General features: G+C 56.0%; 14 protein-coding genes. 5 read left to right on the top strand and 9 right to left on the bottom strand.

All coding sequences use genetic code 11. The features are described from left to right. Positions 1-9 precede the first annotated feature (9 nt). The 5 genes from AC13DE_RS19635 (at position 10) to AC13DE_RS19615 (ending at position 4,656) form a co-directional block, all read left to right on the top strand. Positions 10-1,431, top strand: a complete 1,422-nt coding sequence (locus tag AC13DE_RS19635) for an aminotransferase-like domain-containing protein (RefSeq protein WP_483048772.1) — start codon at positions 10-12, stop codon at positions 1,429-1,431. Positions 1,432-1,593: 162 nt separating this feature from the next. After that, positions 1,594-2,055: a 50S ribosomal protein L13 gene (gene rplM / locus AC13DE_RS19630; RefSeq protein ID WP_446298359.1), complete on the top strand. Its 462-nt coding sequence runs from the start codon at positions 1,594-1,596 to the stop codon at positions 2,053-2,055. 2 nt (positions 2,056-2,057) lie between these two features. Then, entirely contained in the window at positions 2,058-2,549 is a 492-nt protein-coding gene (rpsI, locus tag AC13DE_RS19625) for a 30S ribosomal protein S9 (RefSeq protein WP_446298360.1), read from the top strand. Between the two features lie 167 nt (positions 2,550-2,716). Further along, on the top strand, positions 2,717-3,715 hold the full coding sequence (locus tag AC13DE_RS19620; protein ID WP_483048771.1) for an LLM class flavin-dependent oxidoreductase: 999 nt from the start codon (positions 2,717-2,719) through the stop codon (positions 3,713-3,715). A 98-nt stretch (positions 3,716-3,813) separates the two neighbouring features. Then, a complete protein-coding gene (locus tag AC13DE_RS19615; protein ID WP_483048770.1) occupies positions 3,814-4,656 on the top strand; it encodes a hypothetical protein in 843 nt (280 codons plus the stop codon). Between the two features lie 3 nt (positions 4,657-4,659). Here AC13DE_RS19615 and AC13DE_RS19610 read toward each other — a convergent pair whose 3' ends face one another. The 9 genes from AC13DE_RS19610 to AC13DE_RS19570 form a co-directional block, all read right to left on the bottom strand. Next, positions 4,660-5,508, bottom strand: a complete 849-nt coding sequence (locus AC13DE_RS19610) for an FkbM family methyltransferase (protein ID WP_483048769.1) — start codon at positions 5,506-5,508, stop codon at positions 4,660-4,662. A 9-nt stretch (positions 5,509-5,517) separates the two neighbouring features. Then, entirely contained in the window at positions 5,518-6,318 is an 801-nt protein-coding gene (locus tag AC13DE_RS19605) for a glycosyltransferase family 25 protein (RefSeq protein ID WP_446312587.1), read from the bottom strand. 74 nt (positions 6,319-6,392) lie between these two features. Next, positions 6,393-7,010 carry a TetR/AcrR family transcriptional regulator gene (locus tag AC13DE_RS19600; protein ID WP_446298365.1) on the bottom strand — a complete coding sequence of 206 codons (618 nt, stop codon included), beginning with the start codon at positions 7,008-7,010 and terminating at the stop codon, positions 6,393-6,395. Continuing rightward, entirely contained in the window at positions 7,003-7,872 is an 870-nt protein-coding gene (ppk2, locus tag AC13DE_RS19595) for a polyphosphate kinase 2 (protein WP_483048768.1), read from the bottom strand. The genes AC13DE_RS19600 and ppk2 overlap by 8 nt, the downstream gene beginning before the upstream one ends. A gap of 50 nt (positions 7,873-7,922) precedes the next feature. Beyond that, positions 7,923-8,900, bottom strand: coding sequence for an alpha/beta fold hydrolase (locus AC13DE_RS19590; protein WP_483048767.1), 978 nt, complete (start codon positions 8,898-8,900; stop codon positions 7,923-7,925). Then, entirely contained in the window at positions 8,884-9,801 is a 918-nt protein-coding gene (metA, locus tag AC13DE_RS19585; RefSeq protein ID WP_446298368.1) for a homoserine O-acetyltransferase MetA, read from the bottom strand. Before metA ends, AC13DE_RS19590 begins: the two co-directional genes overlap by 17 nt. A 63-nt stretch (positions 9,802-9,864) precedes the next feature. Continuing rightward, the gene (locus tag AC13DE_RS19580) at positions 9,865-10,719 is read right to left on the bottom strand and encodes an ATPase (protein WP_483048766.1); all 855 of its coding nucleotides are present in this window, start codon (positions 10,717-10,719) and stop codon (positions 9,865-9,867) included. Positions 10,720-10,846: 127 nt separating this feature from the next. Then, positions 10,847-11,983 (bottom strand): outer membrane protein transport protein, encoded by a 1,137-nt coding sequence (locus AC13DE_RS19575; protein WP_483048765.1) that lies wholly within the window; start codon positions 11,981-11,983, stop codon positions 10,847-10,849. Positions 11,984-12,119: 136 nt separating this feature from the next. Next, the gene (locus AC13DE_RS19570; RefSeq protein WP_483048764.1) at positions 12,120-12,983 is read right to left on the bottom strand and encodes a DMT family transporter; all 864 of its coding nucleotides are present in this window, start codon (positions 12,981-12,983) and stop codon (positions 12,120-12,122) included. Positions 12,984-13,015 lie beyond the last annotated feature (32 nt).

Here is a 13,015-nt window from a genome sequence, read left to right as displayed (position 1 = left end):
AACATTGTAATGGGTACAATTTGGCAACCTACTCTCATTGACGGGCAGGGGCCTAAATACAAGACCGTTGTTACAATGATACGAAATGGTATTTCCAACGGTGACCTGGCCGCCAATCAGAAGTTGCCTCCGGTACGCGAATTGGCCTGGACACTAGGGGTGACCCCCGGCACGGTCGCGCGGGCCTACACGGTCTTGACCGACGCCGGGGTGCTGCAAGCCGAAGTGGGGCGCGGTACTTTTGTGATGCCGGCACCGCAACGCCCCGCCCCTGAAACACCGGCCGAGATCGACGTAATAGCGCATCACGGCGGCATCGAAGGCCAGACCGACAAGTTCAAGGTCAATATGTTTTCGCCCCACCTGCCATCTGTAGGCCAGGAGGCATTGATCCGCAGGCTGTTGGTCGAGGTGTCGAACGATCAGAAACTGGGTGTGATGCATTATCCAAGCCGGTCAGCGGCGCGGGGCGCGCGCGAAGCGGTCGTGCGTTGGCTGACCGGTACACCTTTAGGGGCGTTTTCGCAAAGCGATGTTGTCTTGTCTCATGGGGGGCAGAACGGTTTATCGCTGGTATTTCAATCAATCTTGCAAGGGCGAAGACCGGCGATCCTGATCGAGGAACTTTCCTATCCCGGATTCCGCCGGGCTGCCGAACTGCTGCGAGCGGATGTTATCCCCGTTGCCATGGATCAGAACGGTGTGATTCCAGAAGCGTTGGAGGAGGCAGCAAAAGCTTATGACGCCCAGATTTTCTGCACGTCACCAGAGGTCCACAACCCCACAGCCGGTTTTACCCCGGCGGCGCGGCGCGAAGAGCTGGTACAAGTGGCGCGCCGCCATGATCTGCAGATTGTCGAGGATGACTGTTACAGAATGCGTGTGGATCGTGCGCCGACCTACCGCATGCTCGCGCCGGAGCGGGGGTGGTATGTATCGTCGTTGGCCAAAACCTTGACCCCGGCGTTGCGGATCGGCTTTGCGATCGCTCCGGACGGGCGCACCCCGGATCTCAGGCGGGTGGCGGAATATAACTGCTTCGGCCTCGCAACTCCCTTGCTTGATCTGTGTGCAAAGCTTCTTACCGATCCGGATATCGATACGGTGGCTGAAAACACCCGTTTGGGTTTCAACACCTATATCCAGAGCGCCGTGAATATTCTGGGTGGTTTTGACGTCGCGTGGCGGGCCGATGTACCGTTTTTGTGGTTGCGCCTGCCGGTGGGGTGGCGGGCCGGTGCGTTCTGCCAGGCCGCCGAAGTGGAAGGGGTGCAAATCAGGTCAGCCGAAGATTTCGTCTGCCGCGACGCGCGCGCGCCCCATGCGGTCCGGCTGGCGATCAATGCCGGTGTGACGCTTGCCAGTTTCGAACATGCGATCACCCGACTGCGTCAGCTTCTGGACAGCCCACCGGAGCAGCTGAGCGTGTGAATTTTTTGGGGTATTATTATACCCAAATCATAAGCATCTGATATTGCTATATAAAATGTGAAAAGTGGTGCTTGACCCTGCACGGAGTGCGTTTATAACCCCGTCATCAGATAGCGGAGTTCGGTTTCGGGCTCCTTCACCAAATTAACGGGAATTCCCTCCATGAAAACCTTTTCTGCAACACCGGCAGATATCGACAAGAAATGGATCATCGTCGACGCTGAAGGCGTTGTCCTTGGCCGTCTTGCGTCGATCATTGCCATGCGGCTGCGCGGCAAGCACAAGCCATCCTTCACGCCCCACATGGATTGCGGTGACAATGTCATCGTTATCAATGCCGACAAAATTCAGATGACCGGCAAAAAGCGCGAGGAGAAATTCTATTGGCACACCGGCCACCCCGGCGGGATCAAAGAGCGCACCAAGGCACAGATCCTTGAAGGCGCACATCCCGAGCGCGTGGTCACCATGGCCGTCAAGCGCATGCTGCCCGGCAATCGCCTGAGCCGCCAGATCATGACAAACCTGCGCGTTTATGCTGGTTCCGAACATCCCCACGAGGCGCAAAGCCCAGAGGTTCTGGATGTGAAATCCATGAACTCTAAAAACACGCGGAGTGTATAAGCATGGCTGATGAAATCAAAACACTCGAAGGTCTGGAAGCGGCCGTGACTGAAAACAATAGCGGTGCCGACATCGACATGGCACCACGCGAACCGGTCCGTGACGCGCTTGGCCGTGCCTATGCCACTGGCAAGCGTAAGGACGCCGTCGCGCGCGTTTGGATCAAGCCTGGTTCTGGTAAGGTTATCGTCAACGGCAAGCCGCAAAACGAGTATTTCGCTCGTCCGGTTTTGCAGATGATCCTGGCACAACCTTTCGGCATTACCGGCACGGACGGTCAGTTTGACGTTGTCGCGACCGTAAAGGGCGGCGGCTTGTCCGGCCAGGCCGGTGCCGTCAAACACGGTGTGTCCAAAGCGCTCCAGCTTTATGATCCCTCCTTGCGTGGGGCGTTGAAAGCGGCAGGCTTCCTGACCCGCGACAGCCGCGTGGTGGAACGCAAGAAATACGGTAAAGCCAAAGCGCGTAAGAGCTTCCAGTTCTCCAAGCGCTAAGCTTTATTCACAAGTTGTCCGGAAGAGGCCGTTCCAATGGGAGCGGCCTTTTTCATTTTGAACCGGCCCTTCGGGGAGAGTTTATCAGGCAAAATGAAACCGAAGGTGTGGTTCAGTTTCGTGGCGCGCATGCTTAAATAGGGCAAGTATAACAAAGGGTCTGATTCATGCGCTATTCCATCCTTGACTTGTCACCGGTACCGGAAGGGTCGGATGCCCGCCAGGCGATCGCAAATTCAGTCGATCTTGCGCAGCGCGCGGAAGCAGCCGGATATTACCGCTATTGGATGGCCGAGCATCACAACATGCCCGGCATCGCATCGGCGGCGACCTCGGTGTTGATCGGTCATGTGGCGGATCATACAAAAACCATGCGGATTGGGGCAGGGGGCATCATGTTGCCAAACCACGCCCCGCTCGCCATTGCGGAACAATTCGGGACCCTGGCGACGATCCATGGGGACCGCATCGACCTTGGTTTGGGGCGTGCGCCCGGGGGTGATCAGTCTGTCTATCATGCGCTGCGCAGAGGCATGCAAAGCGGCGATCGGTTTCCAGACGATGTTGTCGAGCTGATGGGGTATCTGGGGGATGCGCAACCGGGGGCCAGGGTCATGGCGCACCCCGGACAGGGCACGCATGTTCCGATCTGGATACTGGGGTCATCGTTGTATGGTGCACAACTGGCAGCCCATTTCGGGTTACCCTATGCTTTTGCGTCTCATTTTGCGCCCGATGCGCTGGACGACGCGGTGGCGATATACAGGCGTGATTTCAGACCGTCAGCGATGTGGGAGAACCCTCATTTCATGTTGGCCGCCAATGTATTTGCCGCAGGTACCGACGACGAAGGTGCATATCTGCGCACGTCGATGCAGCAGGCCTTTGTCAGGTTGCGGACTGGCCAGCCGGGTAAGTTGCCGCGTCCCGTCGACGATATCGACGCTGAAGTGGGCATTCAGATGCGTCAGGCTGTAGATCAGGCGTTGCGTGTCACCGCGTTTGGAAGCCGAAATACCGTCAAGGCGCAATTAACGAAGATGATCGACCGCTATCGGCCTGATGAAGTGATTTTGACCGGGCAAATCCACGATCATGCGGCGCGGGTACGGTCTTTTGAGATCGCCGCCGAGGTGATGAATGAAATCGGCGCCGGCCGTGATTAGGGAAGATCCGATACGCACCAGCACAACGCCCGATTGCCGACGTTGCAATTAACGAATAATTCAATAGCCAATCCAGACCACACCGGAGCCTGTAATCCATGACGGTAATCTCACTTTCCTCGATCCCGCCGCGATTTGGCACTTTGGGCGTCGTTCTTAGATCTTTGGTTGCGCAATCCGCGCCGCTTACTGAAATTCGCCTGAACATTCCCAAGGCATATCGCAGGTTTCCTCAGGACAGCTTTTCCATGCCTAATGTACCTGATGGGGTGCGAATTGCCGTGGTGGATGAGGATCTGGGGCCGGCGACCAAGGTGCTTCCCACGTTACTGGATCACGCAGGTACTCAGATGCCGATCATTTTCGGGGATGACGACCGCGTGGTGCACCCCGACTGGGCAAGCAATATTCTGGCGGCGAGCGCAGCGCGACCTGAAATGTGCATCTGCAATGCGGGTTTCGATGTGGATACAATCGCGGGTGTCCGGCCTATGCGAAACCAGACCGAGCAACGCGCCGTGCCATTGCCATCTATTTATGACGTCGGGTACAAGATCCAGCGCGCACGTCAGGAATTTTTCAACCTGTTTCGTTCCCAGAAACTTCGTAAACCCCACCGACTGAAGAATTTTAAACCCCAAGGGTATGTCGATGTTTTCGAAGGGTGTGGCGGCGTGTTGATAAAGCCTGGCTTCCTGGATAGCGCTGTTTACGATTTGCCGGACAAGGTGTGGATGCATGACGATCTGTGGATGTCGGCAATGGCGGCGAAGGCGGGGACAAAGATATGGGCAAACAACGGGTATCTGCCGCGCGCCGTTCGCGAAGCCGAGGTTGAGGCGCTCTATGATGCGACGATCGATGGCATGGACCGGCACGCGTTGAATTTGTATTTGGTCAGATATATCCAGGCCGAATACGGGGTGTGGGCCGAAAGTTGAAAGTTAATGCGCCCAGAAATGTGGCGTTTGCACATTGGGACGCTTGTTTGAATTATGTTGGTCCAAGGGGTGCGGTATCTGCGCATGGGGCAAGTCGCCCCTCACCCGGTCGCGTCTGATATAGGTTGCTTCGAATACCGGCGGGATGGTAAAACCGCCCACGCTGGTATAGCCCACCGTGTTGTTGGCGTGCAGATGACAAAGCACATGGGTCTCTGACAATCGCGCAAACAGGCTTTGCAACCGGTTGAATGTGTCTGCGTTGAATATCTGGTCAAAGTCGTGAAATTCAATCAGCATTATCCGGAACCGCGCCAGCGATTCAGCGGCGATCCCCGGTAGAACGTCATATTCCGCCCCCTCGATATCCATCTGAAGCAGAAGGTCGGTATCGTCTGCGGTATTTTCCCCGATCCATTTTTGCATCGTGACGAAATCGCCCCGGTTCTCCGGCCCGATGAACTTTTGCATGAAGTTCATGTTCGAAAGTAACCCGTCTGGTTTCGTCACCGACGCATCGGCCAGAAAACACTGGATGCGGCGTTGCGCGATCTCCAGATCGAACCCCAGCGTTTCGGATACGCCAGGCGAAAATAACGCGTCGATCCCGTCCAGGTCATCCGGTAAAAGGTAACCACCGTCTTCGTCGGGCCCGATGCGCCCAAGATCTTTTCCGCACTGGCGCGGTGTGAGGGTTCGTAGGAAAGTTTTTACGTCCTCCAGGGTTGGATTGTTTGGGTGGGCGAGCGCGGATCTAGCGGCGGCAGAGCTGTGGCGAGACTCCTTTGCCCAGATCAGGCGGTAGCGAAGTTCAGACAGATATCTGGCGATACCGGATTTGGGTTTGGGCATGACGGGCCTTTAGCTTTCAGAGGTTTCCTGGGTTCGATCAAAGGCATGCCGGTCAAACTTCAACAGCCGCTTGTCGATGTCACGCATGCCCCCGATAAACCGGCGAGCTTCGTCCAGGGTGATGCCAAGCCTTATCAGCTTGCGCTTGAGGTAGCTTTGATTTTCAAAGCGGATTTCACGGTTATGAGCTGCGCTGCTTTCCAGGTTCGTGACATTCTCGAGATAAATCATCTGTACCGCCGGGGCCGGTTCAATCTGATACGGGGCAAGCCACGGGCGCGTCCAGACATAGGCGTCGGCCATGGCATAGAGATCTTGGGCGTCGTGCAGCCGTTTTGCCGCCCCGGGTGACAGAACATATGCCCCCAGTCCGATCTTGTTCTTATAGATAAAGCGGGCGCTGATCTCGGGGTTTTCCGTATGCCAGTATTCTCGGTGTGATATGCCATGGCGACCCGGAGCATACTCGAGATCGTAGATCACGTCCCAAGAATCTGTTCTGGCTGCCAGCACCGACAGAACGTCCTTGATCGCCGGGGAAAATACCACGTCGTCTTCGATGATCATGACCGGCGATGTTTCTTTGGCGGCCAGCGCCCAGACATGCCGGTGCGACAAAAAGCATGCTATGTCTTTCTTGCTTACCGAACGGGTCCAGTTATTCGCGGCCCGTTGGCAAAAAGCGTCGTCCAATCCTGCGGCATCAATGGCGTTGATGAAATGCATATCAAGCCCGAAACGCCTGGCTTGGGCTTCTTGCATTGCCCGCCGTTCGGTCGCGACGGGCACGTTGATCACATAAATTTTCAAAGCATCCGCCTTATAACCCCAAAGATATCAAGAGTGATAATGCAACGAAAAGAACATGTCATCCGCATCGGTCATTATTCATCCGGTGCGACAAGGCCAAGTCCACGCAGATAGATACCGATCCCGCTTTCCAGCAATTCATCGGCGGGAAAAGGGGATGCACGACCGGGAGAGTTTCGCGCGAACAGTTCGACGACGCCGTGGCTCATCGCCCAGATATGTGCGGAAAACATCGAAGCGGGGGGGCGTTTGGCGGCGGGAATATGTTGGCTAAGGTCGCTGGCGGCTTGTTCGAGAATCCCGTTGGCCCGCTGTGCCGCAGCAGCCAGATCCGGCGACCGGTTTACCGAAATGCCACTTTCAAACATTGAAATGTAGTGGCCGGGAAAATCACGGGCAAACGCCAGATATGCGCGCCCCGTTGCCTCGAACGCCTTGAGGGCCGAGGGTTGACCGGACTGATAGGCCGCCTCCATCAGCTCGGCAAAAATCTCGTAGCCTTGCAAAGCCCCCTCGGCTATCAGCTCCTCTCGTCCGTCGAAATGGCGGTACACTGCCGCCGGGGTAACACCGGCCTGCTTGGCCGCTTCAGACAACGTGAACCCCGTAGGCCCTCGTTCTTTGATCAGCATCAGGGCCGCGTCAATCAGGGCCTGACGCAGATTGCCGTGATGATATCCACGTTTAGACATCCCAGATATCCGGACCACCGCATATTTTGTCATCAATCGCGCCGATGGCCGCGGTATCCTTGTTTGGATACTCGAATGCGTGCAACACCGTGCGGATGGCCGCCAACCGGGCGCGACGCTTGTCGTCAGACCGGATCACCGTCCATGGCGTCGTGCTTGTGTGCGACCGCCCCAGGGTGTCTGCGATCGCGGCGCTATAGGCATCCCATTTGCCAAGCCCCATTACGTCGATCTTACTCAGCTTCCATTGCTTCAGAGGATCACTTTCACGCGCCAGCATGCGGCGCAGCTGCTCTGCCCGGCCAACATTCAGCCAGAACTTGAACAGATGGATACCGTCATCAACCAGCGTCTTTTCAAACGGGACAACCTGAGAGAAGAAATGTTCGCGCTGCGCATCGGTACAAAATCCGAATACAGGTTCGACAACGCCACGATTATACCAGCTGCGGTCATAAAAGACCATCTCGCCCAAGCTGGGCAGATGGCAGATATACCGCTGGAAATACCATTGCCCGCTTTCGGTGTCGGTGGGTTTCGACAGCGCCACCACCCGCGCAGCGCGGGGGTTCAGGTTCTGCTGCATGCGCTTGATGGTCCCACCTTTGCCGGCACCATCGCGCCCCTCCAAGACCATGACGATGCGCTCATCGGATTCACGCGCCCAAGACTGGAGCTTGACCAGCTCGATTTGAAGCTGCTCCATTTCGGTCTCATATTGCTTGCGGCCCATTCTTTCGGGGTAAGGATAGGTGTCATTGAGAATATCGTCCTTGTCGGCCCCTTTGATAGCCTGTCTGATCTGATCCGGTGCGTCGTTGTGAAAGAATGCGCTGATCGCACCATCAAAGGGCAGGTCCATAGGGGTCTCCTGATCATTGTGTTCCGCAATGTTATGGAACGTTCTTGGTCCTAGCGCAAACCCGCACGTTCAGCCGCACTGTCGATCGCCGACAAAACCTGCGGTTGGGCCACATGTTGCGGCATATGGCCTATCCCCGGCAGTGTCGTCAGAACGGCGTTGGGCAACTGGGTCATCAAAACCTTGGCATGAACATCAAAGGGCACGATCGTATCAGCGGTGCCGTGTACGACCTCGACCGGCATGGTCAGTTGACTGTATTGCGCGACCATCTGCTTGATATGCGGCAGCAAGGTATTCACCTGCTGGGCATTGGCGCGCATGGAAGGCCGGCGCAAGGCCAGGGCCGCGCCGATATAGCTGTTGTACCCTTCGGGCGCACGTTGCGGCGCGAAAATCAAATCGATGCTCTTTTGCACGAACCCGAACGGAATAAACGCAGTGACCACGGGAATAATCACTGTCGACCCCAACAGCGACCCTGTCAGGCGGTATTGCCAGCCAAGGTCACCCTGCCATTCCTCTGATACCGCAGATACCAGTACCAGAGCCTTGGTTTTTTTGGGCCGCTCCAGCCCCCATGCCAGTGCGACGGCACCTCCGTAAGAATGCCCCAATACTATCGGATCGGTCACGCCCAGCCGGTCCGCGGCCTTTTGCAACAAAATCGCTTGTTCTGCGGGCGAAGCAGCGGCGGTATTCCATGCACCAGCGTCTTTGGGCAGAGTGTCGGTCCAACCCATTCCCGGCCGGTCAAACATAATGACGCGGTATTTGTCCTTTAGCTTATCGGCCATATCGAACGTAAAATCGCGCAGATTACCCGATGCGCCGTGAATAAGCACAAGGTCGGGGCCGCTGCCCACGACTTTTGCATGTACGGTTACACCGCCAACATTGATCAATTCGCCAATAGGCGGAAAGACGGCATTTGCCGCCGCTTCATGGGCACGAGCGCGCCACTGCACCACTCCTACCAAGATGAGTATCAGACCAAGAACAAACAGCGTTTTACGTCCCAATAGCATTTAAATCATAGGGGGTAGATTGGTAAATTTCATTGATCCAATTGCCATACAAAAGATGGGCGTGGCTGCGCCAGCGGTTCAACGGCGTTTTCGCAGGGTCGTCATCGGGGTAATAATTGCAAGGGACCCTGACCGGTGTCCCGGCCTCGACATCGCGGTCATATTCATCTTTCAGGGTGTCGCGGTCATATTCGAGGTGATTGAAGATATACAACGCGCGATGCGCCGGGTCCTCAACCAGACAAGGACCAACCTCCGTACTGCCCAACAAGGTTTTCAACCCGGGTACTGCATTCACCTCGGCGGCACGCATTTCGGTCCAGCGGCTTACCGGGACGACCAGATCATCGGAAAAACCCCGTAGATACGGCGATGACGGCTCCAGATTGCTGTGACGGAAGCATCCAAAGGCTTTTTCTTGCAACAAATGTTTTTTGATGCCGTGGAAATAGTTGATCATCGCCATGCCGCCCCAACACACGCCAAACGTTGAATGCACATTGGTTTGGGTCCACTGAAACACACGGGTAAGTTCATCCCAGTAGGTCACATTATCGAAATCCAGATGTTCGATGGGCGCTCCGGTGATGATAAGCCCGTCAAATTTCTCTTCGGTGACATCTTCAAAGGGGCGGTAAAAGCTTTCCAGGTGATCGGCGGCCGTGTTGCGCGACTGGTGGTCAGACATGCGCAGCAAACTGAACTCGATCTGCAATGGCGTCGCTCCGATCAATCGTGCGAACTGATTCTCGGTCTGGATCTTTTTTGGCATGAGATTAAGCAAGGCTATACGCAATGGGCGTATGTCTTGCGTGGCGGCCTGATCCTCGTCCAGCACCATCACACCTTCGCGCGTCAATACATGATAGGCGGGCAGGTCGGAGGGAAGTTTGATCGGCATAGTATTGTAGTTCCACAACTGGTGAAGGGAATAGATAGGCCTCAGCGGCTGGGGTGCCAAGGGTTATGCGCTGATTACCTCGGAGATAAGATTGACGAAATCATCCTCGCTGGTCAAACCTCCCACCTGATCGGCGGTGACGGTCACCCCCCATTTCGCCATCGCTTCGTATCTGGGCTGGCGGTGGGCAAGAGCCCGCGCATAGGTCCACCGGATAAATGCATCTGGGTCGACTTCGCCTTCTTGGCAGTTGTTTTCACTTAGATATTCCTGCCAACTTCTGGTCAGGAATTCCGGTTGGTATGCCATCGGTTTCGGCGCTTTGTCAAAACGTCTGATCAATTGGTTTGTATGGGCGTCATCGCCCTTGATCCATACAAGCAAGCATTCATCCGACAAGGCCTTCATCAGGGGATCGTGATCGTCGGCGGGATCGATCCATTCACAGATCGAACCGCCGGTATCGCAGATAAAATGAGGGTAGCCGTAAAGGGATTCGGCGCGGGCGGAAAAATGCGCCGTGTCCATCAGCGCCGCGATCTCTGCACGCTTGAAGGCCTGCTGCCGCACGGCGTATTGCGACATCGGCAGACCGCCCTTCGAAGGATCCCCCGGCTTGCCAAGCCAGGTAGCGACCGGCGACAGGTTATCGAAGGTAATGTTCGACCCGATGTAGATGCTGTCGCTCAAGAGCAAATCGCGCAGAAACGGGACTTTCATCGCCTCGGCCTTGGCATTGTCTGCAATGGTTTCGCCCAGATATCGCGTGCCGATCCGGTAATCGATAGAGTAATGAAACCAGTCGCCGGATTTGCGCAGCAGGTGGGCCAGATGGGTCTTTCCCAATCCCGACATACCAAAGACCAGAACCTTCTTGCGCGGCGCGGCGCGCCAGTCATCAGCAGAAGCATAAAGCATGTAACAGGATCCAGGATTGTGAATTTTTCAGATCAATATCTCAGGCACCGGTAAAGGGCCAGTCATAGAGCACCCACAAAAAAGGCCCGCGGCGCAATTACCGCGAGCCAGATGCCTGTTTGGTCCGTTAAAAGTTAAAGCCAGCCTTCACGCCAAAAGCGATTGCATCGTTGCCGGCAAACCGTGCCGCCGGTGCAGCAGCCCCCGCGCGGGTCTGTGCGTCGCCGATATCGACATAGCGGATACCTGTGGTGATCTTCATGTTGTCGCGGGTGTAGGTCGCCGCCAGGGCGATGCTCTTTTGCCCATCCGTCGGCCCAAGGTTGGAAGCATAACCGCCGACCTGCTTTTCATACGCAACAGATGCGGCAACCGCCCACGCTTCGGTGATCCGGCGCCCGACGCCCAGGCTGTAGGTATAGATATCGTCGTTATAGCTCAGCAGCTTTGACCCGCCCGTCAACGCCGCGTATTGCGCAGGTGCAATTTCAAATGATGACCAGTCGGTCCAGCGGACGCCACCAAACAGCAGTGTATCGGCGGCAATGCCCGTTTGAAATTCAAGGTTAAGCGATTGCGGTGTCTCGACATGGGTGGAAGAACGTACATTCTGCCCGATCACCGAGTTTTCAGTGGTATTCACGTCATATTTTATCTTTGAATTATAGGTCAGCGATACGCGCAGCGCTATTTCGGGTTTCTCAAAGGCAACCCCGGCAACATAGCCGACACCGGTATCGCGGTCACCCTTGACCGAATAGGGCGCACCGGGGGCGGTGATGCCCGGTCCGGGGCCGGATGTGACAAACGGGATCAGCGCCGAGGCTTCGATAGTCTGAACACGAATACCGCCATGGACGCTGAAATTACTAGGCATTTCAAACCGCATCAAGCCAGTTAGCGCATTGCTGTCGAATGTCGCGGTAGCCCCTTGTGCAAAATACCCGGTCCCGACGGGATAGGCCACGTCAGCACCAAATGGCTGATCATAGATAATCGCATACGATATTTGATCTGTCAGATCCGCTTTATAGGCGGCCCCGAACGATAAGAAACTGTCGGTCATATCCCCGCTACGCGCCCCGGGTGTCGCCTGCACCCCGACGCCTGATGTATCCGGCGACACTGTTCCCAAGCTGAACTCGGCATAACGACCGCTTTCGAACAACGCCGTGATCGGCTGCCCTGTCCGGTCGATCGCGCCTGCTTGCGCGGTTGAAGCACTTCCCAAAAGCGCGATAACGGCCATCACTCTATATGTCATACAAAAACTCCTCCCCAGAAGCCGAACACCCGCAAAACGCAGGTGTTCCGGGTGGTATGGGGCAAAGTATTTGTTCACCCGTCAATTCCTGACCAAACGGCAACCACTCCGGATCTTTTCGGATGTTGCAAACCGGCTACGTTGGCTGGCGGCTCTCTGCGCGAAGGCTCAGGTAATTGCCCAAAAATATGATGGCTCCGCCGATAAACACCCAGATATCCAAGGCCTCGGCATAGACCAACATCCCGATAACAGCGATAACGGGCAGGCGGATGAAATCAATCGGAACCACGACGGTGGCCGGCGCGATCGCCAACGCATTGGTCAAGCAGAAATGCGCCAATAGCCCGGCAACCCCGATCAATAACAACAGCGGTCCATGGGAAAGATCCGGCAGCGCTACATCACCATCATACGTCACCATGACAAGGCCGAAAAACAGTTGCATACATGTGAGATAAAACAAAATGCTGGTAATCGGCTGGCTTCTTGTCAACTTCTTGGTCAGCATGATCGTCAGCGCAAAAAATACAGCGCTGGATGCCGCGGCCAACATCCCCGGCGTGATCCCGGCAATGGTGGGGCGTGCTACAAACAGTATCCCCACGAACCCCATTAGCGCAGCCGCCGCCCGGACGCCGGTCAGCCGTTCCCCCAGGATAAGCGGAGACAGCGCGATTACCCATAAGGGTGACGTGAACTCCAGGGCAAAAACCTGCGCCAATGGAATGACGGTCACCGCAAAAAACCACAAATTCTGCCCGATGAAATGCGCCAGATTGCGCCCGAGGTGCAGCCCTATATCGCGCGTGTTGATCTGTCGCCACGCTCCCGTGGCACAGGCTACCGATACCACCACCAATACGCCCACGGCCGAACGGTACATCATGATCTCGAACGTATCATAGACGGTGCCTAATTCGCGCCCCGCCACAGCCATAGCCGAGAAAGACCCAATCGACCCCATCATCCAAAGGGCAGCCTTGGCGGTCTTGCTCAAGCCGTTATTTCCAAATGGAAAAAAATCCTCGC

It is taken from the genome of Sulfitobacter sp. L-8, from assembly GCF_056859255.1.
This window is presented reverse-complemented; position numbering and strand designations above follow the sequence as displayed.

Coding starts and splice junctions, on each gene's coding strand:
- AC13DE_RS19635 (WP_483048772.1), top strand. CDS start 10: ATGGGTACAATTTGGCAACCTACTCTCATTGACGGGCAGGGGCCTAAA.
- rplM (WP_446298359.1), top strand. CDS start 1,594: ATGAAAACCTTTTCTGCAACACCGGCAGATATCGACAAGAAATGGATC.
- rpsI (WP_446298360.1), top strand. CDS start 2,058: ATGGCTGATGAAATCAAAACACTCGAAGGTCTGGAAGCGGCCGTGACT.
- AC13DE_RS19620 (WP_483048771.1), top strand. CDS start 2,717: ATGCGCTATTCCATCCTTGACTTGTCACCGGTACCGGAAGGGTCGGAT.
- AC13DE_RS19615 (WP_483048770.1), top strand. CDS start 3,814: ATGACGGTAATCTCACTTTCCTCGATCCCGCCGCGATTTGGCACTTTG.
- AC13DE_RS19610 (WP_483048769.1), bottom strand. CDS start 5,508: ATGCCCAAACCCAAATCCGGTATCGCCAGATATCTGTCTGAACTTCGC.
- AC13DE_RS19600 (WP_446298365.1), bottom strand. CDS start 7,010: ATGTCTAAACGTGGATATCATCACGGCAATCTGCGTCAGGCCCTGATT.
- ppk2 (WP_483048768.1), bottom strand. CDS start 7,872: ATGGACCTGCCCTTTGATGGTGCGATCAGCGCATTCTTTCACAACGAC.
- AC13DE_RS19590 (WP_483048767.1), bottom strand. CDS start 8,900: ATGCTATTGGGACGTAAAACGCTGTTTGTTCTTGGTCTGATACTCATC.
- metA (WP_446298368.1), bottom strand. CDS start 9,801: ATGCCGATCAAACTTCCCTCCGACCTGCCCGCCTATCATGTATTGACG.
- AC13DE_RS19580 (WP_483048766.1), bottom strand. CDS start 10,719: ATGCTTTATGCTTCTGCTGATGACTGGCGCGCCGCGCCGCGCAAGAAG.
- AC13DE_RS19575 (WP_483048765.1), bottom strand. CDS start 11,983: ATGACATATAGAGTGATGGCCGTTATCGCGCTTTTGGGAAGTGCTTCA.